The organism is Pseudomonas karstica, assembly GCF_009707515.1.
In the GTDB taxonomy this organism is placed as follows: domain Bacteria; phylum Pseudomonadota; class Gammaproteobacteria; order Pseudomonadales; family Pseudomonadaceae; genus Aquipseudomonas; species Aquipseudomonas karstica.
Genome location: NZ_WLYI01000015.1, coordinates 81,457 through 103,295 on the forward strand (window position 1 = coordinate 81,457; position 21,839 = coordinate 103,295).

Genomic DNA, 21,839 nt, shown 5'->3' on the forward strand with positions numbered 1-21,839 from the left:
GTGCCCTCAAGTCCTTCGCGAGCAAGCTCGCTCCTACAAAGAACTCTTCCACTTTTATCCCTTAATCACCGCAATCAATAGTGCTACCCAGCACCGCGCACTCTCCATATTATCCACGTCATAAAATCCCTTGCCGCGGAGTGCTCCCATGCCTGTCCAAGCCTTGTTCAAACCCTTTCAGCTCGGCGCACTGCAATTGTCGACCCGTGTGGTCATGGCGCCCATGACCCGTTCGTTTTCCCCCGGCGGAGTCCCGAACTCCAAAGTCATCGATTACTACCGCCGCCGTGCTGCGGCCGGTGTGGGCCTGATCATCACTGAAGGTACTGTGGTTGCTCATCCAGCCTCCAACGGCTACCCGAACGTGCCGCATTTCTACGGTGAAGCCGCGCTGGCTGGCTGGAAGAAAGTGGTCGACGCCGTGCACGCTGAAGGCGGCAAGATCGTCCCGCAACTCTGGCATGTGGGTAGTGTGCGCCGTATCGGCACCGAGCCGGATGCCAGCGTGCCGGGCTATGGTCCGACCGAGAAGCTCAAGGACGGCAAGGTAGTGGTTCACGGCATGACGATCCAGGACATCAAGGCGGTGATCGCCGCCTTCGCCCAGGCCGCCAAGGATGCCCAGGACATTGGCATGGACGGTGTGGAAATCCACGGTGCCCACGGCTACTTGGTGGACCAGTTCTTCTGGGAAGGCACCAACCAGCGCACCGACGAATACGGCGGCAGCCTGGCCAATCGTTCGCGGTTCGCCATTGAGTTGATTCAAGCGGTACGCGCTGCCGTGGGACCCGACTTCCCGATCATCTTGCGCTTTTCACAATGGAAGCAGCAGGACTACACCGCGCGCCTGGTGCAAACCCCTGAAGCCCTTGGCGAGTTCCTCAAGCCACTGGCCGACGCTGGCGTGGATATTTTCCACTGCTCTACCCGTCGCTTCTGGGAACCAGAGTTTGAAGGCTCCGACCTGAACCTGGCTGGCTGGACCCGCAAACTTAGCGGTAAGCCAACCATCACCGTGGGCAGTGTTGGCCTGGATGGCGAGTTCCTGCAGTTCATGGTCAACACCGACAAGGTTGCGCAACCGGCGAGCCTGGAAAAACTGCTGGAGCGCCTGAATAACGACGAGTTCGACCTGGTGGCCGTGGGGCGCGCCCTGCTGGTGGATCCGGACTGGGCGGTGAAGGTTCGCGAGGGGCGTGAAGGGGAAATCTTGCCGTTTAGTCGTGAGGCGTTGATGACCCTGGTATAAGTCGCGGCAGTACGGGCAGCGCCTGCTCGTCCACGCACACTCCACGCAACTGCTGTTCGAACTGCTCGATAATCGCCGGCCATCCCTGACGGCTGGCGTGCTGTCGGGCGTTGAGCCGCACCCGCCGTAAACTCTCGCGCTCATCCAGCAACCAGTTGGCGGCATCACAAAACGCGCGTTCATCCCCCGGCATCGCCAATACGCCGTTGTAGCCATGGCGAATATGCTGGGTTGCGGCGGCCTGATCGTAGGCCACTACGCCGAGTCCCGAGGCCATGGCTTCCAGTACCACATTGCCGAAGGTCTCGGTAAGGCTGGGAAATAGAAACAGATCGCCCGAGGCGTAATGCCGAGCCAGTTCTTCGCCGCGCTGAGCGCCGCAGAAAATCGCCTCGGGCAGTTCCCGCTCCAACGTCACCCGTTGCGGGCCGTCACCGACAATGATCAGCTTTAACTGCCGCTGTGGATAAGTAGCCCGCAGCGAGTCGAAACAGCGCTTGAGCAGGCCGAGATTTTTTTCCGGTGCCAGGCGCCCGACATGCAGTACTGCAATATCGTCATTGCCCAGGCCCCAGTATTCGCGCAAGGCGTTGTTGTGCTTGGCCGGGTGAAACAGCTGGCTGTCCACGCCTCGCGCCAGCATGCCCAGGCGTTCGAAGTTGCGCCGCTCAAGCTCCAGGCGCTGGCTGGTGCTGGGCACCAGGGTCAAGGTCGAACGGTTATGAAACCAGCGCAAGTAGTGAGTCAGTACCCGGCTCAGCATGCCCAGGCCGTACTGGCTGGAATACTGCTGGAAGTTGGTGTGGAAACCACTGACCACGCGGATCCCCAGGCGTCGCGCTGCCCGCAGTGCCGACAGGCCCAGTGGGCCTTCGGTGGCGATGTACAGCACATCCGGACGCTGGCGTTTCCAGCGGCGCAGCAGTTTGTGCATCGACGACTGGCCCCATTGCAGGCCCGGATAACCCGGCAGCGGCCAGCCCCGACAGAGCATCAGGCCATCGTCACTGGGTCGGCTTTGATCGCTGCCCTGGCGGGGTCGGATCAGTTCCACGTGGTGGCCCCGTGCGCGCAAACCGTCACACAGGCGGCCAAGGGTATTGGCCACCCCGTTGATCTCTGGCGGGAAGGTTTCGGTAATCAGCGTGATATGCAGCAAAGCGGTCGTCATGGCCCTAGTGTCGACGAGGGCCATGTCGTCATTGTGTCATCGGGATGATGGATTTGTGACGGTTCAGGCCTTTTTCACCGCCATCGCCTCGGCGCCTTGCTCGCGCACCCAGAACAGTGTCGCCCCGGCCACCGCCGCCGGCATCATCAGCAAATTGACCACTGGCACCAGCAGCACCAGGTAGACGACGCCGCCGAAACTCATGCTTTGCCAGCGCTTCTGCCGCAGCCAGGCGAGCATTTCGTTCCAGCCCAGCTTGTGGTTGTCGGCGGGGTAGTCGATGTATTGAATCGCCATCATCCATACTCCGAATAGCAACCACAGCGGTGCTGCCACCAGGTTGACCACCGGAATGAACGACAGGATAAACAGGCCAATGGCCCGTGGCAGGAAGTAGCCCAGCTTGCGCATTTCCCGAGCCAGGGTGCGGGGAACCATAGCGAACAACTCGCCCCAACTGAAGGCGGGGAAGTCATCGGTGCCGCGCACCACCACTTCGACCTTTTCGGCGAGAAAGCCGTTGAAGGGCGCGGCAATGATGTTGGCGAGCATGGTAAAGGTGAAGAACACCATCAACACCACCAGCACCACGAACAGTGGCCACAGGATGTAGTTGAGGAAGCTCAGCCAGTTAGGCAGGGTAGGCATCAGGGTGTCGACCCACAGGCTGAACTGATGGCCGGCGAAATAGATCAAACCGACGAACAGGATCAGGTTGATCGCCAATGGCAGCAGGACAAACAGGCGCAAGCCGGGGCTAAGCACCAGTTTGAGGCCTTCGCGCAGATATTGTGGGCCTGAGAGAGCAGGGGCGGGCATTGATAACTCCGGACAAGATGGCGAACGCGCCGACGTTACCGGCTTTGCTTGAAGGGCGAAAGCGCGGTCAGCATGTCGACATTAACTGTAACAAAGGTGTCGATTACTAACGGTCACAAGATAGAGACCGCCTATGAGCTGGATTGTTATTGCGTATTTCCTTAATCTTGCCACCCTCGATAAGCTGCACCCATTATTTTCAGGGCTCGCGAGTTCAAGCCTTCCCCAAGTGCTTCGCGGTCCTTTTTTATTCCAGCCGCTCTGTTGTCCGGGCGGTCGATAGGAGTGAGTCATGTCTGATACCCGTCATTCTCGAGTGATTATTCTCGGTTCCGGCCCTGCCGGTTACAGCGCTGCGGTCTACGCGGCCCGGGCCAACCTCAAGCCACTGCTGATCACCGGCATGCAGGCGGGTGGTCAGTTGACCACCACCACCGAAGTCGACAACTGGCCCGGTGACGTCCACGGCCTGACCGGGCCGGTGCTGATGGAGCGCATGAAAGAACACGCCGAGCGTTTCGAAACCGAAATCGTCTTTGATCACATCAACGCCGTCGACTTCTCGAAAAAACCTTACAGCCTGACCGGCGACAGCGGCGTCTATACCTGTGACGCGTTGATCATCGCCACCGGCGCCAGCGCCCGTTACCTGGGCCTGCCATCGGAAGAAGCATTCATGGGCAAGGGCGTGTCCGCCTGCGCCACCTGCGATGGTTTCTTCTATCGCAACAAGCCTGTGGCTGTGGTCGGTGGTGGTAACACCGCGGTGGAAGAGGCGCTGTACCTGGCGAACATCGCCAGCACCGTGACCCTGGTTCACCGTCGCGAAACCTTCCGCGCCGAGAAAATCCTGATCGACAAGCTGCATGCCCGGGTTGCCGAAGGCAAGATCATTCTCAAGCTCAACGCCACTCTGGATGAAGTCCTGGGTGACAACATGGGCGTGACCGGTGCGCGCCTGAAAAACAACGATGGCAGCTTCGACGAGTTGAAAGTCGATGGCGTGTTCATCGCTATCGGCCACACGCCGAACACTTCGTTGTTCGAAGGCAAGCTGACCGCCAAAGACGGTTACCTGGTGGTGCAAGGCGGCCGTGAAGGCAACGCGACGGCCACCAACATCGAAGGTATCTTCGCCGCCGGTGACGTGGCTGACCACGTTTACCGCCAGGCCATTACCTCGGCTGGCGCCGGTTGCATGGCGGCCCTGGATGCCGAACGTTACCTCGACGGGTTGAAGGACGCTACGTTCTAAACCGTTGAAATGAAAAAACCGGCGAAAGCCGGTTTTTTTATGTGCTGATCGTTCCCACGCTCTGCGTGGGAATGCATCCCGTGACGCTCCGCGTCCCTTACACAGGGCTCAAGTCTTGCGTCGTTCAGCGGCGAGTCAGTGGTTGTGCAGCGAACTTCACTCCCGCCAGCCCATGCTCGATCAACGCACGAATATTGCCATGGTCACTGCCCAGAGGGGTGGCCAGCACCGAGCGATAATGCTCGCCAAACGCCAACAGCGCGTGCTGGTCGCTCAAGCCTTCCAGCACCGCCAGGCCCAGGGTCTTGCACGAACCTTCATTCTGCCCGGCAGCGTTTTCCACGCCGCCGTTGGTGAAGGCCTGTGGCTGGTAGTCGTAGCTGCTGGTCACAAAGGCCAGGGTCTGGGCGAAAGTATGTGCGCCGCTGTCGAGGCTGGTGCGCAGGGTGTTCAGGTCAGTCATGGGTTTTTCCTTTGGCAAACGCCGCTTGCTGGTCGGCGCTGGCTTCTTGCTGGTATTGGGCTTTCCACTCGGCGTACGGCATGCCGTACACCACTTCACGGGCGTCATCGAGGCTGACCTCGATCTGGCGTTCGTCGGCTTCGGCCTTGTACCACTTGGACAGGCAGTTGCGGCAGAAGCCCGCCAGGTTCATCAGGTCGATGTTCTGCACATCCTTGCGGCTGTCCAGGTGCGCCACCAGCCTGCGGAAAGCGGCGGCTTCGAGTTCGAGGCGTTGTTGGTTTGTCATAGGGGTCTCTTTGAGACAGCTTCAAGCGGGTAAGCTTCAAGCTGCAAGTGGAATGTGGTTGGCCTTTAGCGTGTGGCTTGTGAGCGGCTTGCCGCGAGCGTAATCGACACCGATTCGGCAAACCGCAACGCATGGGGCTTGTCCACTTCGACTTCGGCGTAGAGCACCGATTCGTTGCTCATCACCAGGTCCAGCAGTTCCTGGGTCAGGCGCTCCAGCAAGGCAAAACGATTGCCTTCGACGTGGGCGATGATGGCCTTGGTGATGGTGCGGTAGTTCAGCGCATGGTCGATGTCGTTGTCACGCACGGCTTCCTGAGCGGCATAGAGGATGCTCAGGTTGATCAACACATCCTGCTTGTTGAGGATCTCATCCTCGTTGATTCCGATAAAGGTACGCAGGCACAGGTCCTTGACCCGGATGCGCGCCATGCCTGGTTGAAGTTGTGGCATTGCTACTTGCTCCGTCCAATCAGTTGCAGGAACTCCATGCGCGTGGTGTTCGACTCGCGAAAGGCGCCGAGCATCACCGAGGTGTTCATGGTTGAATTCTGTTTTTCCACGCCGCGCATCATCATGCACATATGCCGGGCTTCAATCACTACCGCCACACCAGCGGCCTGGGTGATGTGCTGGATGGCGTCGGCGATTTCCCGCGTGAGATTTTCCTGGATCTGCAGGCGCCGGGCGAACATATCGACGATGCGTGCGATCTTCGACAGCCCTACTACCTTGCCTGTCGGAATATAGGCCACGTGGGCCTTGCCGATAAAGGGCAGCAGATGATGTTCGCACAAGGAGTACAGCTCAATGTCGGCGACAATCACCATCTCATCATTGTCTGAGGCGAACAACGCACCGTTGACGATCTCTTCCACGCTCTGGTTATAACCATGACACAGGTACTGCATGGCCTTGGCGGCACGCTTGGGCGTGTCGAGCAAGCCTTCACGGTCCGGGTCTTCACCCAGGCCCTTGAGAATCTCGCGGTAGTGATGGGGCAGCGGAAAAGTCATACAGCATCCTCACGAACGGCTTACTTGATATGCCGTCCACCGTTGACGGTCAGGGTGGTACCGGTGACATAAGGGTTGTCCAGCAGGTAACGCAGGCTCTGGTAAATTACCTCGGCGCCAGGCTCAATGCCCAGCGCCGCTTTGGCCAGCACCTTGGCGCGATAGGCTGCGTCGTCACCGTCATTGAACATCACCATCGCCGGGGCGATGCCGTTGACCTTGATAGCGGGCGCGAGCTGGGCGGCAAAGGACAAAGTCAGGCTGTCGAGGCCGGCCTTGGTGGCGCAATAAGCAATGTGCTGGCGGCTGCCCTTGCGGGTGACGTCATCACTGATGTGCACAATGTCGGCAGGCAGAGAGCCTTGCAGCAAGTGGGCACAATGCAGGTTGATCAGGTATGGCGCAAGCATATGCACGCTGAACATGTTGTTGAAGGCGTGGCTTTCCTCTCCTGGGGTTTCCGCTTCCCAGGCCGAGGCATTGTGAATGATTGCTCGCAGGCGCGGGGTATGGGCTTTCAGTGCGTCGATGAAGGCGAGTATGCCTGCCTCGCAGGAAAAGTCGGCAAACAGGGCGATCGCACCGCGCTCACGCAGGGTCTGTACACCGGGACGCTCGCTGCGGTAGCTGAAGATCACCGGCTGCCCCTCGTCGAGCAGGCGTAACGCACAATGCAGGCCGACACGTTGGCCGGCGCCGGTGATCAGGATCGGGGCGGGAGTGAGGGTCATGGCAAGCTCGAATCGCGGGTAGACGAAAACTATACCAGCGACCGGCCGGCCTTACCTGCTGTGCTTATTTCAAACGGTCGCTTCGGTAGGTTTGCCCCGAACCGGTGCAGGCTGCCCTCAGGCGTGAACTTCAGGATGGGCGAGGCGATGCTGTTGCAGGATGAATTGGCGCAAGCGCTCAGTTTCGTCCGCATTCCCTTGGTTCAGGCGATAGGCAAACAGCCCTTGGGTGTTTTCTCGCTCCAGGGTGCCACGTACAGGGATGCGTTCATAACCGGTCGGGCTGAACCACAAGGCGAAGGTTTTCGGCGGCTTGGCCCGGCCACGGATCTCCAGCAACACCCCTTTGAATGACACCTCGTGCACCCACAACGAACCTGGCTGGCCCTTGATGTTTTCCAGGGCCACCGGCTCTTCCAGCATCAGGCGCCAGGGTCGGACCATCGGCCCATCTTCGAAAATACTGGGTACACCCAGGCGCAAATGCACGGCATGAAACTCGTCTTCCACCAGTTGCAGCGGAAAGGTCATTTGCTGGTTGTCGAATTGGGCCTGGATGGTGACATGATCGTGGGCGGCCAGGCGAGTCAGCAGATCGCGGATTTGTGCCCCGCCATTGACCATCAGGCTCGACGATGCATCCCGTACGTTGAGTTGCGGGTTATGGTGCATGGACTGGATGAAATCCAGTTCGTCCTGCGTCAAAAGTGCATCGTGTTGCATTGATCTGACTCAAAAAAGTGGCAAAGAGCGATTGTCCGCTTAAGAAGACCGCGTTTTCCAAGTTTTGTTCGATCCGCTTGTCGCCTTGGGTGTGCTTAGTTCAGCCAGGGCCACCGTTCCACTGGCCGAATGCAAGGCATTCGCAGAAATATTCGCCCCAGCTGTTAATATCCCAGGCTTTTACTCAGCTACAGGATCAGATAGATGAAAGTCGCCATCCTTTCCGGCTCGGTGTACGGCACGGCTGAAGAAGTCGCCCGGCACGCTGCAAACATCCTTAACGCTGCCGGTTTCGACGCTTGGCACAACCCGCGGGCGAGCCTGACGGAGGTGCAGGGCTTTGCCCCTGAAGCCTTCCTGGCCGTGACTTCGACCACTGGCATGGGCGAGCTGCCGGATAACCTGCAGCCGTTGTACTCAAGCATCCGTGATCAACTTCCCGCCGCCTGGCGTGGCTTGCCGGGCGCTGTGATCGGCCTGGGCGACGCCAGTTACGGTGACACCTTTTGCGGTGGCGGGGAGCAAATGCGCGAGCTGTTTGCCGAACTGGGTGTACGAGAAATACTGCCAATGCTGCGCCTGGACGCCAGCGAAAGCGTAACCCCGGAAACCGATGCCGAGCCTTGGCTGGCCGAGTTGGTCAGTGCGCTGCGCAGTTGAGCGGATACTCGCGCAGCAACACCGGGGCGGCTTTCGACAAATAGGCGCCCTCAAGCCAGATAATGCTTATTGAGCACGAAACGCTTTTCACTGGCGTCGCATTTCAGGCTCCCGGTGAGCAAATTGAAACTATGCTCAGTGCTGACTCGTTCGGTCATCAAGCTGGCTGCCAGGCAACTAAGGCAAGCTGGACTGGCGCGTCACCGAAAAACAATAAAAAATCCCCAACGCCGAGGTCATTGCCGTGAGCCTACCCCCCGCTCCATCGACACCGAGTGTAAAAGAGCTGGTCAGTGCCGCCGAATGGCAGACCCGCGTCGACCTGGCAGCCTGCTACCGCCTGGTGGCGATGCATGGTTGGGACGACCTGATTTTTACCCACATCTCGGCCAAGGTTCCGGGTACCGACGATTTCCTGATCAACCCGTTCGGGCTGATGTTCCATGAAATCACCGCCTCGAGCCTGGTCAAGGTCGATCAGGCTGGCAACAAGCTGATGGACAGTCCTTACGAGATCAACCCGGCGGGGTACACCATCCACAGCGCGGTGCATGAAGTGCGACACGACCTGGTGTGCGTATTGCACACTCATACCGCTGCCGGTGTTGCTGTTTCGGCGCAGAAGCAGGGCGTGTTGCCCATCAGCCAGCAATCGTTGTTCGTGCTGTCCAGCCTGGCCTATCACGCGTATGAAGGCGTGGCCCTGAACCATGAGGAAAAGGTCCGCTTGCAGGCCGATCTTGGGCAAAATAATTTCCTCATGCTGCACAACCACGGCCTGCTGACCTGCGGCGGCACCATCGCCGATACCTTCCTGATGATGTTCACCTTCCAACGTGCCTGTGACATCCAGGTGCTGGCGCAAAACGGCGGCGCAGAATTGATCACCATCGAACCGCAGGTCCTGGCGGGTGCCAAGGCGATGATCGCCGGGGTCACCAAAAGCGCCCAGGGCATGGGCGGCGCGTTGGCCTGGCCGGCGCTGCTGCGCAAGCTGGATAAACAAAACCCGGGATATACGCTCTGAGGCTACTGGCCGAGCCCCGAACCCTTACTGCTGATCCACGATTTTCCTGAGCACAACAAAGGGCTAAACAGGAGGGGTCGTCACAGGGTCAGGTTTTACGTTTGGCCGAGATCGATGACGCGGTGGAGATCAGCAGGTCGGCGTACCGCTTCATGTCCCGTTCCGCGACCCAGCGCGAGCGTGAGACTGCGACGTTGACCGCACCAATCCCGCGGCCCGAGCCATCGAGGATCGCCGCAGCGGTAGAGACATCGCCATAGAAGAACTGGTCTTCGACATGGGCAAAGCGTTGCTGGCGAGCCAGTTCCACGCTGGCCCAGATCTGCCCGCGATCAGTGATGGTGGCGGGGGTGTGCTGGATGAACTGGCTGCGGTCGAAGATATCGTTGATTTCGTCATCCGGGTAGGTCGCAAGCAACGCCAGGCCGGGCGCAGTGCACCAGGCGGGCAAACGCGTGCCGACGATGACGTTGGCGTTGAATACATGACGACTGACAATCCGTTGGACGAAAACGATATCGGTGTCGTCCATTACGGTGAGGTTGGTGGCTTCCTCGGTATCGGCACTCAACTGTTGCAGGTACGGCGCGGCGCGGTTGACCAGTTCGCTGGAGCTGAGGTAGTGAAACGTGAAGTCGAGCAGCTTGGGCGACAGCTCATACTTCTTGCCGTGGTCCTTGTTCAGGTAGCCCAGGGTGGCGAGGGTATAAGTGAAGCGTTGCGCGGAGCTAAGGTCCATACCGGTAAAAGCAGCGATTTCCGACAGTGACAACTGGCGCTGGCTGCCGTCGAAGGCCATCAGCACCTTCATGGCTTTTTCTACCGATTGCACGTACAGCGAGGACGCGGTGGGATCGGTGGCGGTTTTTTTCGGCGGGCGTGGGTTGGCCATGGCTGCGTTACATCTGTCCGTATAAAGGGCGGGGGTGCGGGATATAGTCTATCGCTATTCGATGATGTTCTGTCGCCTGGCACGAAACTACCACGCAATCCCCCATTGTTCGACGTTATTGCATCTGCCTGTCCCAGGCGCCGTCGCTGGTTCGTGGCAGCAGGTGTTTTTTGATTCGTTCGCTGGGGGTCATCTCGAAGCGGTCCGTCAACCGGTAGTAACGTGGCTGTTGGTAAGACGCCAGTCGTTGGGTGGCCCACTCGGCGACCGCAGGCCAGTCGTACGCGATGTTTTCCTCAAGTTGCACGTACAACAGGATTTCCTGTTCGCCAATGGCCGATTCGACCCCCACCGCTGCACAGGCTTGTACCGCGGGGTGGTTGCTGAACACGCGCTCCACCTCCCACGCCGATACGTTCTCGCCGCGCACGCGCATGCTGTCGGTACGCCTGCCGACAAAAAACAGATCGCCGTCGGCGTCGAAGCGGGCCATGTCGCCGGTATGCAGTCGCCCGTTGCGCAAGGCCTGGGCTGTGGCGGCAGGGTTTTCCAGGTAGCCGGGCAGGAATACACCTTCCACCGGGCTCGACAAAACAATCTCGCCCAATTGCCCGGCCGCCACGGGTTGGCCTTCGGTGTCCAGTAATTCGACCGTCAGCCACGGCAGCGCCTTACCCACGGAGCCCGGTTTGTTGCTGGCGTTGAGGGTGGCAAAACTGGCGCATTCGGTCATGCCATAACATTCGCGTAACGGGCAGCCAAAACGTTGTTCAATCGCTGCCCAGTTGTTCAGGCTGACCCCTGCACCCCAGAGCGTACGCAGGCTGTGGTGCGCCGGCCAGGCCGAGGCATCCTGGCTCATGAGAATGTCGAGAATGCCCCCCAGGTAATGCAACTGGGTTGCGCCGTACGTTTGGCATTGGGCCCAGAAACGGCTGGCGGAAAAGCGTTGCACGACATTGAGTTGTACATCGGCAAGAAATGGCAACAGCAACATCTGCGCACCGCCGATATGGCACAGTGGTTCCCACAGCAACAAGCGGTCGGCGGCTTGCACGTCGGCCACCTTGAGCACCGCTTCGCCGGCGATCCGCATCATCCGATGGGTGAAAATCACGCCCTTGGGCGCGCCTGTGGTACCGGAGGTGTAGATCAGGCACAAGGCTGCATCGCTGGCGCTTTCCACTAATTGCAGCGGCGCACCTATGCAGTGTTGGGCATCATCGTGCAGCGCGTCGATCGACTGGTAGGGCAGGTTGGCGGCTGCGCTTTGCTGGAGCAGCGGTTCGAAACCATCATCGGCTATCACCAGCGCGGGCCTGGCATGTTCAAACGGATAATCGAGGCCTGGTCCGCGCAGCCGCGTGTTGATTGGAATCCACACCAGCCCCGAAAGGATCAGCGCATAGATCAGCACAATCTGTTCGTCGCTGTTGTTCAGCATCACTGCTACCCGTTGCCCCGCTGTCAATCCTTGCGCTGCCAGTACCGCTTGCAGTGCGGCGACGCGGGCGCGCAAGGCGCCAGTCTGCAAAGAGCGTCCGTCGAAGGTGATGCGCACACTGCTGTCATCGCTCATCAACCCCGCGTAAATCAATGGTGCCGTTACCAAGTGGTCATCCGTGATTCGTCGAGGAAAAAACTCGGTATAGGTATGCATCTTTCAAGCACCTTCGCGTTTGGAAAGGGAGCGTCGCGAGACCCATTGGGCGACGACGGCAAACAGCACAATGAAAACCAGCAGCGTGGTAGATACCGCGGCCAGTGTCGGGGTAAGTGCCAACTGAATGCTGTCCCACATTTGTTTAGGTAGCGTGGTGTTGATACCGCCGCTGACGAAGATCGCAATGGTCAGGTCGTCGAACGAGGTGATGAACGCCAGCAAGAAGGCCGCCATCAAACTGCCTGACATCAACGGCAGCGTGATCGTGCGCAATCGCGTGAACGTCCCGGCGCCGAGGATTCGTGCGGCATCGTCCAGGCGCCAGTCGTACTGACGGAAAGCTGCCGAGAGGGTCACCACCACATAAGGCAGTGCCAACACCGTGTGGCCAAGGATCAAACCAAGATCCTTGCCCGCCAGCCCGAGCCGCGAGAACAGATAAAGCAGGCCCAGGGCAATCACGATGCGCGGCACGATCAGCGGTGCGATGAACAGCGCAAACAGGCTTTTACGCCAGCGTGCCGACAAGCGCCGCATGCCCATTGTCGCGCCGAACCCGAGCACCAACGCCAGGAATGCGGTCGCGACACCTACACCAAGGGAGCGCAGCAGTGCCGTTTGCCACACCGGCGAGGTGAAGAATTCGGCAAACCACTTGAAGCTGTACAGCTTGGGCGGGAAGGCAATGAACGGGCTGCTGGTGAAGGCCAGGGGGATCACCACCAATACCGGCAGAATCAGCAGCATGACCAGCAACACGCTGTAGCCGGGCAGGATCACCCCATCTCCCGAACGCTGGCGACCGGAGCTGAATCGCGAGCACAAATGCCCGATGGCGAACAGCAGTTGCAGGCCCCGGCCGGACTGGCGGTCTTTAGGTGCCTCGCCACCCAGGGAGGAGAGCCCGGCAACCCGGTCGTAAATCAGAAACACCAGCAACGAGCAGGCCAGCAATACAACCGACAGCGCCCCGGCAAAATGCATGTCGAACAGATCGAGCACCGAGGAAATCACCAGTTGCGCGACCATCATTTCCCGCGGCGAACCCAGCAACGCCGGCACGATGAAAAAGCCCAGGCTGGTGATGAACACCAGCAGCGCGGCGGCGGCGATGCCGGGCGCCGACAGTGGCAAAAAGATGCTGAAGAAACTCATCGGCCCGCTGGCACCCAGCGTCTGTGCGGCGGGGGCCAGGCGTTTGTCGATGCTGCGCATGATCGGCAACAGCGTGATCACCGCCAGCGGCAGCATCGAGTGGACCATCCCGATCAGTACGCCGGACAACGCTGGTACCAACCCGGACGGATTATCCATGACCTGCGCCGCCATGCTGGTGACCAGCCCCTTGCGTGACAACAGCAGCATCCAGGCGTAGGTCTTGACCAGGTAGCTGGTCCAGAACGGCAGCATGATCCATAGCATCCAGCGCTCACGGCCATGGGGCGACAAGCGCGTCAGCAGGTAGGTCACCGGGTACGCGAGCAATACCGAAAGCAGTGCGGTGAGTGCCGAGATCCAGAAGGTAATGCCGAGCACGCGGCCGTAGACCGGTGTTGCAGCGATGCGTTCGAAATTCTCCAGGCTCAGTTCGCCGCTGCTGTTTTGAACGCTGCCCATGAGCATCTCTGCCACCGGCAACAGAAAAAACACCCCGAGAAACAGTAGCGCCGGAATGGCCGGCAATAGCCGTTTTGGAAAACTCATGGCTGGGCCTGCGCAGGCAGGAGGGTGGCGCGGTGGGCGTCCCAGGTAATACCAACGTCATCGCCGATGCGCGGATCGATGTGGCGGGCACAGCGCACGCTGAACCTGGCGCCGGAGGGCAAGCGAATCAGCGCGCGGGTGTCACTGCCCAGGAACACACATTCATCCACCTTGCCGACCAGCAGCCCGGCACTCGGTTCGGTGAGGCGCGCCGCTTCCGGGCGCACCAGGACGAAGTTGTCGCGGTTGTCGACTTGAGTCGAAGTCTCATGCCCGACACAGCCACTGAGCTCAAGCAGGCGGCCTTCGACGTTCAGTTGCGTGGCGTTTTCGCGTTTGCCTTGCAGTACGTTGGAGTGGCCGATGAACTCGGCGGCAAACAGGCTGGCGGGGCGGTCATAGAGTTCCTGCGGTGTCGCCAACTGCTCGATGCGAGCCTTGTTCATCAGGCAAATCCGGTCGGAAAGGGTCAGCGCTTCTTCTTGGTCGTGGGTCACATAGATGAAGGTTGCACCGAGCTCCTTGTGCATGCGTCGGATCTCCAACTGCATGTGCTCACGTAGATTCTTGTCGAGTGCGCCGAGGGGTTCATCGAGCAAAATTATCGATGGCCGATAAGCGAAGCAACGCGCCAGGGCAATACGTTGCTGTTGCCCGCCGGACAGCTCAGAGGGGTAGCGATGAGCGAATTCATGCATGCGCACCATGGTCAGTGCGTCGTCAACGGCTTCTTCGAGCTTGCGCTTTTCGTACTTGCGCATCCGCAGGCCATAAGCGACGTTGTCGCGCACACTCATGTGCGGAAACAGCGCATAGCTCTGGAACACCAGGCCGATCCCGCGTTTGCCCGGTGCGGTATGTGTGGCCTCCTGGCCGTCGATCAGCAACTGACCGCTACTCGGCGGCACCAACCCCGAAATCATCTGCAACAGCGTGGATTTGCCCGAGCCCGAAGGCCCGAGCAGGGTGAGAAACTCACCTTCACGCACCTGGATATCGGTGGGCTGCACCGCAACGAACTGGCCATAGGTCTTGCCCAGTCCACGAGTTTCTAGTTTTACGCTCATGCAACGACTCCCTTACGACAAGATCCAGGCGTTGAAACGTTCGGTGACCTGAGTACGGTTGTCTGCCCACCACTGTGGGCTCGGCAGGCGCATGTTCTTCAGGTTCTGCGGCGCGGTCGGCAGCAAGGCCGCTCGTTCAGCCGGGATATCGTCGAAGGATTTACGGTTGGTCGGCCCGTAGGCCAGGTCATCGGTGAACGCGGCCTGACGCTTGGCATCGGCGCAAAAGCGCACGAACTGCGTGGCCATTTGCGCACGCGGCGTGCCTTTTGGAACGGCCCAGCCCTCGATGGAGTACAAGCCCTGGTTCCAGACAATCTGTACCGGAGCGCCGTTTTCCAGCGCCGCCTGAGCGCGACCGTTCCAGATCGAGATCATGTCGACCTCGCCGCTCTGGATGGCTTGCATGGCCTGCGCGCCGGAAGTCCACCACAGGTCAATGTGCGGTTTGATCTTGTCGAGACTTTTGAACGCGCGGTCGACGTCCAGCGGGTATAGCTCGTCGAGCCCGACGCCGTCGGCCAGCAACGCTTGTTCCAGAGTGTCCAGTGGGCTGCGGCGCAAGCAGCGACGACCGGGAAATTTTTCGACATTCCAGAAATCTGCCCATGACTGCGGAGTGTCCTGGGTAAAGGTATCGGTGCGGTAGGCGAGTACTGTGGAGTACACATCGACGCCAAGAAAGTTCGGCGTAATCGCTTCCGGCAGCAAGTCCGGGAACTCTTCGCTGCTAAGGCCGAGCGGCTCGAGAAACCCCTGGCTTTGCAGGTAGGGAATGTCTGCCGAAATAGTCAGGGTGGTGACGTCCCAGACATAGTTGCGGGTTTTGACCATCGCTGAGAATTGCGCGACTGGTTGTGACTCCCGGGCAACACTGATCACCTTGATGCCAGTGGCTTTTTCAAAGGGGTCGTAAAACGCCTTGCGGTAGGCGTTGGTGTAGGGGCCGCCGGGGTCGGAGACGATAATTCGGCGGTCGGCTGCACGCACTACACTCGGCAGACTGCAAGCCAAGGCAAGTGTCGCGCCTGCCTTGAGCAGATGTCGACGGCCAGGGTTTTCGGGGTTGCTCATGAAGGACTCCTGCGAAAAACGAAAGTATCGTTAGGAAGGCGAGGACATCGGCAGTTCATAAGATCGCGTGGGGTTGCCGGAGAGGGTGCATTGCCGCCGCCGTGCGCGTTGTACTCGTCACCGGCCATTTAGACCGGTGAAGAGTCATTTGTCAGGCTTGCTTGGCCCGTTGCTTGAAGAACTCTTCCATCATGCGGGCCGGCTCACCGGAATCGTAGGCCTCTTTCTGCAGGCGTCGGCCGGCTTCGATGCAGTTCTTGAAGCCCGGATCGCTCATCTCGCGAAAACGCTGCTTGTCCAGGCGCATGGCAATTGGTGGTTTGGCCGCCAGCTCGTTGGCGATCTGCAAGGATTTGGCGAACACCTCATTGGCGGGCACCAGGTGATGGATCAAGCCAATGCGCTGGCACTCGTCGGCGTCCATCAAGCGGCCGGTCAAGGTCAACTCAATGGTGCGCGACATGCCGAGCATGCTGTTCATGATCCATGGCCCCGTGGTGCTCGGGATTCCGGAATTGATTTCCGGCTGCCCCATGCGCACCCCTGCATGGCCGACCCGCACGTCGCCGAGCAACGCGACCTGGAACGCCGAACCGGCGGCAGTGCCATTCAATGCAATGACCAGCGGCTTGGACAGGCCGCGCAGTGTTGCGTAGTAGCGCTCCCATTCACCGACCCACTCCACGGCACGTTCACCGTCAAAGTCATGCGCTTCGGAAAGGTCCTGGCCAGCAGAAAAAGCGCGGTCGCCAGCGCCAGTGAGAATCAGCGCCTTGATGGCAGGGTCGGCGTCATAGGCGATCAGTGCATCGATAATTTCGTTACGCATAGCGGTGGTCCAGGCGTTCAGGACTGCTGGACGATTGAGGGTGATAACAGCCACGGAACCTTGAGTTTCTAGCACAATGCTTGACATGGTTATCTCTATGCAATAATTGGTGTTTAATGACGATATAACTATATTAATTTTTGTGCAAGCGGCAGTTATGGCTGCACGTATTGCTCAATCGAGGGGAGTAGTAATCGTGAGTCTCAGGCAGGAGCTAGCCCGCACCCATGGGTAAGCGGGAGTGAGAAAAGAGTGATGCAGCGCCTGCTTGGTCTGTCGTTTGCCGGTAATCAGGCGCTTTGGGAAAGCTCTTGGGCGCGACGAGGTGCGGCTCGACAATCATCCCCCAGCCTTATCGCGCACCATTCAGCCTCGGCTGTATTTATTGTGACCATAAGCTCGCTGCCCGACACTCAGCTGATTGTCCCTTGTCGTTGCTGGAGTTCTGTATGAGTGAGTCTGTGCATTTGCAAGATAAGGTCGTGATCGTCACCGGGGCTGGCGGCGGGTTGGGCCGGGCGCATGCGCTGCTGTTCGCCAGGCACGGAGCCAAAGTGCTGGTGAACGACTTGGGCGGCTCGGCCCAGGGCGAAGGCGCCAACGCATCGGCGGCAGACCGGGTAGTCGCCGAGATCCGTGAGGCTGGCGGGATTGCCGAGGCCAATCATGATTCGGTCACCGAGGGTGAGAAGATCGTACAGAACGCCCTCGATGCCTTTGGCCGTATCGATGTGGTGGTGAACAACGCCGGCATCCTGCGGGACAAGACCTTCCATAAAATGGACGATGGCGACTGGGACCTGGTGTATCGGGTGCATGTCGAAGGCGCCTACAAAGTTACCCGCGCCGCCTGGCCGCACTTGCGTGAGCAAGGCTATGGGCGGGTGATCTTCACGGCGTCAACGTCCGGGATCTACGGCAACTTTGGCCAATCCAACTACGGCATGGCCAAGCTCGGCCTGTACGGTTTGACCCGGACCCTGGCACTCGAAGGGCGCAAGAGCAACATCCTGGTCAACGCCATTGCGCCCACCGGCGGTACTCGCATGACCGAGGGCTTGATCCCGCCACAAGTGTTCGAGCGTCTCAAGCCGGAACTGGTCAGCCCGTTGGTGGTGTACCTGGGCAGCGAGGCCTGCCAGGAAACGTCCGGCCTGTTTGAGGTCGGTGGCGGCTGGATCGGTAAAACCCGTTGGGAGCGTAGCCTGGGCGTGGGCTTTGATCCCGAGGCCGGTTTCTCCCCGGACGATGTTGCCGCTCATTGGCAGCAAGTCTGCGACTTCGAAGGCGCAGCCCACCCCAAGGACACGCTCGAAGCCTTGAAGGAAATGATGGCGAACTTGCAGAAGTACGCCCTTTGATCGTTGCATGAAAACTGACTAATCAAGCGGGGCACTTACGGTGCCCCGCTTTATTCCAGGCATAAAAAAGGCCGCTGCAAACGCAGCGGCCGAAGTAAGACGTTGGATCAAGGAGCTACAAATCAACGTCAGTGAACACCGCTAACAGACTGAAAATAATGATCAGCCTATTGGAATTCGGCTTTCGGTAGCCTGGCGCCCGCACACTGGGGAAGCGTTCGTTTGCCGTGAAAGCCAGGCAAGAATAGTCGTCTGTAGCAAAATGAAAAATACCGATTCAAGACAAGGACTGTTACCAAATCAGTAACAGTTTCAAGCCCTGACGGTACCCCTGTAGCCGCTGGCGCAGCCTGCGATCGGCTGCGAAGCGGCCGCCATTCAGGCCATCACATCATTCAAGCCAAACGGCGGCGCTGGTCCGGCATCCATTCCCCTGATAGTTCTCCATCCACCCCGTCGATAACCCCGCGAATATTCCACCCAGAGCGGCCTTTAATCCTTTCGAGCGACAACACGAATACCTCCTTGGTGCGCTTATCGCTCCTGATGCGGGGCAGTAGGGTGGGGCCTCTGTCACACCACCGGGGAAGACGCATGACAAAAACAACAATGCGCGCCATCTTCAGGCCACAGGCGCTGGCCGCTGCGGTTGCCTTGGGCTGCTGTGCCCAGGCGCAGGCTGTTTCGTTCAACATCGGGGAAATCGAAGGGCAATTCGACTCCTCACTCTCGGTGGGTGCCAGTTGGGGCATGCGCGATGCCGACAGCAAGCTGGTGGGGATTCCCAACGGTGGCAAGGGCCAGGCATCAACCGGCGATGATGGTCGACTGAACTTCAAGAAGGGCGAGACCTTCTCCAAGATCTTCAAGGGCCTGCACGACCTGGAGCTCAAGTACGGCGACACGGGTGTGTTCGTGCGCGGCAAGTATTGGTACGACTTCGAGCTCAAGGACGAAGACCGCGAGTTCAAACAGATCAGCGACCACAACCGCAAGGAAGGCTCAAAATCCAGCGGCGCACAGATTCTCGATGCCTTCGTCTATCACAACTATTCCCTGGGCGATCTGCCCGGCACCGTGCGTGCCGGCAAACAGGTGGTCAGTTGGGGCGAAAGCACGTTCATCGGCAATTCCATCAACAGCATCAACCCCATCGATGTTTCGGCCTTTCGCCGCCCGGGCGCTGAAATAAAGGAAGGGCTGATTCCGGTCAACATGCTCTTCGCCTCCCAGAGCCTGACCAACCAACTGACCGTGGAAGGCTTTTACCAGTTGGAGTGGGACCAGACCGTGCTGGACAACTGCGGCACCTTCTTCGGTGGCGATGTGGCGGCTGATGGTTGCACCAATAACTACACCGTGGGCAGCCCGGCGATCCGGCCGTTGCAACCGGTGGCGGCAGCGTTTGGCCAAGGGTTCGGGGTGACCGATGAAGGGGTGATTGTGCGGCGTGCCGCTGACCGCGATGCGCGGGACTCCGGCCAGTTTGGTGCGGCCCTGCGGTGGCTGGGGGATGACACCGAGTACGGCTTGTACTTCATGAATTACCACAGCCGCACGCCGACTGTCGGCACGATTACCGCCAACACCAATCTGGCGACCATCGGCAGCATCATCGACGCCGCCAACGGTATTGCACCCGGCAGCGGTGCTGGCCTGGCCCAGAGTGTGATGCTCGGTCGCGGCCAGTACTACCTCGACTACCCGGAGGATATTCGCCTGTACGGCGCCAGCTTCTCCACCACCTTGCCCACCGGCACCGCCTGGACCGGTGAGATCAGCTACCGCCCCAATGCGCCGGTGCAACTCAATACCACCGACCTGACCCTGGCCCTGGTCAATCCGATTGCCGGCAATGGCGCATCGCCGATCAAAAGTTCGTTCGGTGCCGACAATAGCGGCTACCGGCGCAAGGAAATCACTCAGCTGCAAACCACGATGACCCAGTTTTTCGACCAGGTGCTGGGCGCCGAACGCCTGACTTTGGTGGGTGAGGCGGCCATCGTACGGGTCGGCGGGCTGGAGTCGAAATCCAAACTGCGCTACGGCCGGGACTCGGTCTACGGGCAATATGGTTTCGGCGGCGATACCGACGGTTTTGTCACCTCCACCTCCTGGGGGTATCGCGCCCGGGCGATTCTCGACTACAGCAACGTGATCGCCGGGATCAACCTCAAGCCCAACCTGTCTTGGTCCCATGACGTCAGCGGCTACGGCCCCAACGGCCTGTTCAATGAAGGCGCCAAGGCCATCAGCGTCGGCGTCGATGCCGACTACCGCAACACCTACTCCGCCAGCCTGAGCTACACCGACTTTTTTGGTGGTGATTACAACACCCTGACCGACCGCGACTTCCTCGCCCTCAGCTTCGGCGTGAACTTCTGATTTGGCTTAAAGAAGGACAAGAAACTATGCGTAAGATGATTTTGCAGTGCGGCGTGTTGGCCCTGGGCCTGTTGGCAGCCAATGTGATGGCGGCGGTGTCGCCGGAAGAGGCGGCGAAGCTGGGTACCACCTTGACCCCGGTGGGCGCCGAGAAGGCCGGCAACGCCGACGGATCAATCCCGGCCTGGACCGGCGGCATCCCGAAAAACGCTGGCGCGGTAGATAGCAAAGGTTTTCTGGCCGACCCGTTCGCCAATGAAAAACCGCTGTTCGTGATCACGGCGGCCACCGTGGACCAATACAAGGACAAACTCTCCGACGGCCAGGTAGCGATGTTCAAGCGCTACCCGCAAACCTACAAGATCCCGGTCTACCCGACCCACCGTACGGTCAACCTGCCGCCGGAAATCTACGAGTCGATCAAGCGCAGTGCGTTGAACGTCAAGTCGATCAACGATGGCAATGGCCTGGAAAACTTCACCGGTAATCGCTACTACGCGTTCCCTCTGCCCAAGACCGGCGTCGAGGTATTGTGGAACCACGTCACCCGCTACCACGGCGGCAACCTGCGGCGCATCATTACTCAGGCTACCCCGCAGACCAACGGCAGCTATACGCCGATTCGCTTCGAAGAAGAAGTGGCGGCGCCGCAGTTGATCCCGGACATGGACCCGGCCAAGAGCGCCAACGTGATCAGCTTCTTCAAGCAATCGGTGACCGCCCCGGCGCGCCTGGCGGGCAACGTACTGCTGGTGCATGAAACCCTCGACCAGGTAAAGGAACCGCGCCTGGCCTGGGTCTACAACGCCGGCCAGCGTCGGGTTCGTCGCGCGCCGCAGGTGGCCTATGACGGGCCGGGCACGGCTTCGGACGGTTTGCGCACCTCGGACAACTTCGACATGTTCTCTGGCGCTCCGGACCGCTACGACTGGAAACTGGTGGGCAAGAAGGAGATGTATATCCCCTACAACAGCTACAAGCTCGACTCGCCGACCCTCAAGTACGACGACATCATCAAGGCCGGGCACATCAATCAGGACCTGACCCGCTACGAACTGCACCGGGTCTGGGAAGTGATCGGTACTGTCAAGCCGAACGAGCGGCACATCTACGCCAAGCGCCACATGTACATCGACGAAGACAGCTGGCAAGTGGCGCTGGTGGACCACTATGACGGCCGTGGCCAACTGTGGCGCGTCGCCGAAGGCCATGCCCAGTTCTACTACAACCATCAGACGCCGGCCTATACCGTCGAAACCCTGTACGACATCATCGCCGGCCGCTACCTGGCCCTGGGTATGAAGAATGAGGAGAAACACAGTTTCGAGTTTGGCTTTGCGGCCAAGGCGGCCGACTACACGCCGGCGGCACTGCGCGCCTCAGGCGTGAGGTAACCCGAGCAACTGTAGGAGCGAGCAATCTCGCTCCTACCTATGCCCGGCAATCAGCCTGCTGAATA

At 59.7% G+C, this 21,839-nt stretch carries 21 protein-coding genes; 7 read left to right on the top strand and 14 right to left on the bottom strand.

The window, feature by feature from the left end; translation table 11 throughout:
- The first annotated feature begins 148 nt into the window (after positions 1 to 148).
- A complete protein-coding gene (locus GIR22_RS12720) occupies positions 149 to 1,252 on the top strand; it encodes an NADH:flavin oxidoreductase (protein ID WP_154743654.1) in 1,104 nt (367 codons plus the stop codon).
- Here the strand turns inward: GIR22_RS12720 and GIR22_RS12725 are convergent.
- Entirely contained in the window at positions 1,221 to 2,423 is a 1,203-nt protein-coding gene (locus GIR22_RS12725) for a glycosyltransferase family 4 protein (RefSeq protein WP_154743655.1), read from the bottom strand. The two genes, GIR22_RS12720 and GIR22_RS12725, sit on opposite strands and share 32 nt — an antisense overlap.
- Positions 2,424 to 2,486: 63 nt before the next feature.
- Entirely contained in the window at positions 2,487 to 3,242 is a 756-nt protein-coding gene (cysZ, locus tag GIR22_RS12730) for a sulfate transporter CysZ (protein WP_154743656.1), read from the bottom strand.
- A gap of 292 nt (positions 3,243 to 3,534) precedes the next feature.
- On the opposite strand from cysZ, the gene trxB reads away from it, so the two are divergent.
- Positions 3,535 to 4,497 carry a thioredoxin-disulfide reductase gene (gene trxB, locus GIR22_RS12735; RefSeq protein WP_154743657.1) on the top strand — a complete coding sequence of 321 codons (963 nt, stop codon included), beginning with the start codon at positions 3,535 to 3,537 and terminating at the stop codon, positions 4,495 to 4,497.
- Between the two features lie 124 nt (positions 4,498 to 4,621).
- Here the strand turns inward: trxB and GIR22_RS12740 are convergent, their stop codons facing one another.
- The 6 genes from GIR22_RS12740 to GIR22_RS12765 all read right to left on the bottom strand — a co-directional run bounded on the left by GIR22_RS12740 (position 4,622) and on the right by GIR22_RS12765 (position 7,718).
- Entirely contained in the window at positions 4,622 to 4,960 is a 339-nt protein-coding gene (locus GIR22_RS12740; RefSeq protein ID WP_154743658.1) for a HopJ type III effector protein, read from the bottom strand.
- Positions 4,953 to 5,249 carry a DUF1244 domain-containing protein gene (locus GIR22_RS12745; RefSeq protein WP_154743659.1) on the bottom strand — a complete coding sequence of 99 codons (297 nt, stop codon included), beginning with the start codon at positions 5,247 to 5,249 and terminating at the stop codon, positions 4,953 to 4,955. Before GIR22_RS12745 ends, GIR22_RS12740 begins: the two co-directional genes overlap by 8 nt.
- A 65-nt stretch (positions 5,250 to 5,314) precedes the next feature.
- Positions 5,315 to 5,701 (bottom strand): dihydroneopterin triphosphate 2'-epimerase, encoded by a 387-nt coding sequence (folX, locus tag GIR22_RS12750; RefSeq protein ID WP_154743660.1) that lies wholly within the window; start codon positions 5,699 to 5,701, stop codon positions 5,315 to 5,317.
- 2 nt (positions 5,702 to 5,703) lie between these two features.
- A complete protein-coding gene (folE, locus tag GIR22_RS12755; protein WP_154743661.1) occupies positions 5,704 to 6,264 on the bottom strand; it encodes a GTP cyclohydrolase I FolE in 561 nt (186 codons plus the stop codon).
- Between the two features lie 20 nt (positions 6,265 to 6,284).
- Positions 6,285 to 6,995: a dihydromonapterin reductase gene (gene folM / locus GIR22_RS12760; RefSeq protein ID WP_154743662.1), complete on the bottom strand. Its 711-nt coding sequence runs from the start codon at positions 6,993 to 6,995 to the stop codon at positions 6,285 to 6,287.
- A 117-nt stretch (positions 6,996 to 7,112) separates the two neighbouring features.
- Positions 7,113 to 7,718: a hypothetical protein gene (locus GIR22_RS12765; RefSeq protein ID WP_154743663.1), complete on the bottom strand. Its 606-nt coding sequence runs from the start codon at positions 7,716 to 7,718 to the stop codon at positions 7,113 to 7,115.
- Positions 7,719 to 7,922: 204 nt separating this feature from the next.
- Here GIR22_RS12765 and GIR22_RS12770 point away from each other — a divergent pair, with 204 nt between their 5' ends.
- Both GIR22_RS12770 and GIR22_RS12775 read left to right on the top strand, forming a co-directional pair.
- Positions 7,923 to 8,378: a flavodoxin gene (locus GIR22_RS12770; protein WP_154743664.1), complete on the top strand. Its 456-nt coding sequence runs from the start codon at positions 7,923 to 7,925 to the stop codon at positions 8,376 to 8,378.
- A gap of 244 nt (positions 8,379 to 8,622) precedes the next feature.
- Positions 8,623 to 9,405, top strand: a complete 783-nt coding sequence (locus GIR22_RS12775; protein ID WP_178122228.1) for a class II aldolase/adducin family protein — start codon at positions 8,623 to 8,625, stop codon at positions 9,403 to 9,405.
- An 88-nt stretch (positions 9,406 to 9,493) separates the two neighbouring features.
- On the opposite strand, the gene GIR22_RS12780 is transcribed toward GIR22_RS12775, so the two are convergent.
- From GIR22_RS12780 to GIR22_RS12805, 6 genes are all read right to left on the bottom strand, one after another.
- Positions 9,494 to 10,297, bottom strand: a complete 804-nt coding sequence (locus GIR22_RS12780; protein ID WP_218581660.1) for an IclR family transcriptional regulator — start codon at positions 10,295 to 10,297, stop codon at positions 9,494 to 9,496.
- Between the two features lie 115 nt (positions 10,298 to 10,412).
- Positions 10,413 to 11,957, bottom strand: a complete 1,545-nt coding sequence (locus tag GIR22_RS12785) for an AMP-binding protein (protein ID WP_154743665.1) — start codon at positions 11,955 to 11,957, stop codon at positions 10,413 to 10,415.
- A 3-nt stretch (positions 11,958 to 11,960) separates the two neighbouring features.
- The gene (locus GIR22_RS12790) at positions 11,961 to 13,664 is read right to left on the bottom strand and encodes an ABC transporter permease subunit (RefSeq protein ID WP_154743666.1); all 1,704 of its coding nucleotides are present in this window, start codon (positions 13,662 to 13,664) and stop codon (positions 11,961 to 11,963) included.
- On the bottom strand, positions 13,661 to 14,731 hold the full coding sequence (locus GIR22_RS12795; RefSeq protein WP_154743667.1) for an ABC transporter ATP-binding protein: 1,071 nt from the start codon (positions 14,729 to 14,731) through the stop codon (positions 13,661 to 13,663). The genes GIR22_RS12790 and GIR22_RS12795 overlap by 4 nt, the downstream gene beginning before the upstream one ends.
- A gap of 12 nt (positions 14,732 to 14,743) precedes the next feature.
- Positions 14,744 to 15,805, bottom strand: a complete 1,062-nt coding sequence (locus tag GIR22_RS12800) for an ABC transporter substrate-binding protein (RefSeq protein ID WP_154743668.1) — start codon at positions 15,803 to 15,805, stop codon at positions 14,744 to 14,746.
- A gap of 151 nt (positions 15,806 to 15,956) precedes the next feature.
- On the bottom strand, positions 15,957 to 16,721 hold the full coding sequence (locus GIR22_RS12805; RefSeq protein WP_154743669.1) for an enoyl-CoA hydratase/isomerase family protein: 765 nt from the start codon (positions 16,719 to 16,721) through the stop codon (positions 15,957 to 15,959).
- A gap of 362 nt (positions 16,722 to 17,083) precedes the next feature.
- Here GIR22_RS12805 and GIR22_RS12810 point away from each other — a divergent pair, with 362 nt between their 5' ends.
- The 3 genes from GIR22_RS12810 (at position 17,084) to GIR22_RS12820 (ending at position 21,774) form a co-directional block, all read left to right on the top strand.
- A complete protein-coding gene (locus GIR22_RS12810; protein WP_154743670.1) occupies positions 17,084 to 17,995 on the top strand; it encodes an SDR family oxidoreductase in 912 nt (303 codons plus the stop codon).
- 594 nt (positions 17,996 to 18,589) lie between these two features.
- Entirely contained in the window at positions 18,590 to 20,380 is a 1,791-nt protein-coding gene (locus GIR22_RS12815; protein ID WP_154743671.1) for a DUF1302 domain-containing protein, read from the top strand.
- A 26-nt stretch (positions 20,381 to 20,406) separates the two neighbouring features.
- A complete protein-coding gene (locus tag GIR22_RS12820; protein ID WP_154743672.1) occupies positions 20,407 to 21,774 on the top strand; it encodes a DUF1329 domain-containing protein in 1,368 nt (455 codons plus the stop codon).
- Positions 21,775 to 21,839 lie beyond the last annotated feature (65 nt).

Excerpts from the sequence above, each read along its gene's own strand:
- folE (WP_154743661.1), bottom strand. The coding sequence starts at position 6,264 with ATGACTTTTCCGCTGCCCCATCACTACCGCGAGATTCTCAAGGGCCTG.
- GIR22_RS12765 (WP_154743663.1), bottom strand. The coding sequence starts at position 7,718 with ATGCAACACGATGCACTTTTGACGCAGGACGAACTGGATTTCATCCAG.
- folX (WP_154743660.1), bottom strand. The coding sequence starts at position 5,701 with ATGCCACAACTTCAACCAGGCATGGCGCGCATCCGGGTCAAGGACCTG.
- folM (WP_154743662.1), bottom strand. The coding sequence starts at position 6,995 with ATGACCCTCACTCCCGCCCCGATCCTGATCACCGGCGCCGGCCAACGT.
- trxB (WP_154743657.1), top strand. The coding sequence starts at position 3,535 with ATGTCTGATACCCGTCATTCTCGAGTGATTATTCTCGGTTCCGGCCCT.
- GIR22_RS12800 (WP_154743668.1), bottom strand. The coding sequence starts at position 15,805 with ATGAGCAACCCCGAAAACCCTGGCCGTCGACATCTGCTCAAGGCAGGC.
- GIR22_RS12770 (WP_154743664.1), top strand. The coding sequence starts at position 7,923 with ATGAAAGTCGCCATCCTTTCCGGCTCGGTGTACGGCACGGCTGAAGAA.
- GIR22_RS12795 (WP_154743667.1), bottom strand. The coding sequence starts at position 14,731 with ATGAGCGTAAAACTAGAAACTCGTGGACTGGGCAAGACCTATGGCCAG.
- GIR22_RS12785 (WP_154743665.1), bottom strand. The coding sequence starts at position 11,957 with ATGCATACCTATACCGAGTTTTTTCCTCGACGAATCACGGATGACCAC.
- GIR22_RS12810 (WP_154743670.1), top strand. The coding sequence starts at position 17,084 with ATGAGTGAGTCTGTGCATTTGCAAGATAAGGTCGTGATCGTCACCGGG.
- GIR22_RS12815 (WP_154743671.1), top strand. The coding sequence starts at position 18,590 with ATGACAAAAACAACAATGCGCGCCATCTTCAGGCCACAGGCGCTGGCC.
- GIR22_RS12740 (WP_154743658.1), bottom strand. The coding sequence starts at position 4,960 with ATGACTGACCTGAACACCCTGCGCACCAGCCTCGACAGCGGCGCACAT.
- GIR22_RS12725 (WP_154743655.1), bottom strand. The coding sequence starts at position 2,423 with ATGACGACCGCTTTGCTGCATATCACGCTGATTACCGAAACCTTCCCG.
- GIR22_RS12820 (WP_154743672.1), top strand. The coding sequence starts at position 20,407 with ATGCGTAAGATGATTTTGCAGTGCGGCGTGTTGGCCCTGGGCCTGTTG.
- GIR22_RS12720 (WP_154743654.1), top strand. The coding sequence starts at position 149 with ATGCCTGTCCAAGCCTTGTTCAAACCCTTTCAGCTCGGCGCACTGCAA.
- cysZ (WP_154743656.1), bottom strand. The coding sequence starts at position 3,242 with ATGCCCGCCCCTGCTCTCTCAGGCCCACAATATCTGCGCGAAGGCCTC.
- GIR22_RS12745 (WP_154743659.1), bottom strand. The coding sequence starts at position 5,249 with ATGACAAACCAACAACGCCTCGAACTCGAAGCCGCCGCTTTCCGCAGG.
- GIR22_RS12790 (WP_154743666.1), bottom strand. The coding sequence starts at position 13,664 with ATGAGTTTTCCAAAACGGCTATTGCCGGCCATTCCGGCGCTACTGTTT.
- GIR22_RS12780 (WP_218581660.1), bottom strand. The coding sequence starts at position 10,297 with ATGGCCAACCCACGCCCGCCGAAAAAAACCGCCACCGATCCCACCGCG.
- GIR22_RS12805 (WP_154743669.1), bottom strand. The coding sequence starts at position 16,721 with ATGTCAAGCATTGTGCTAGAAACTCAAGGTTCCGTGGCTGTTATCACC.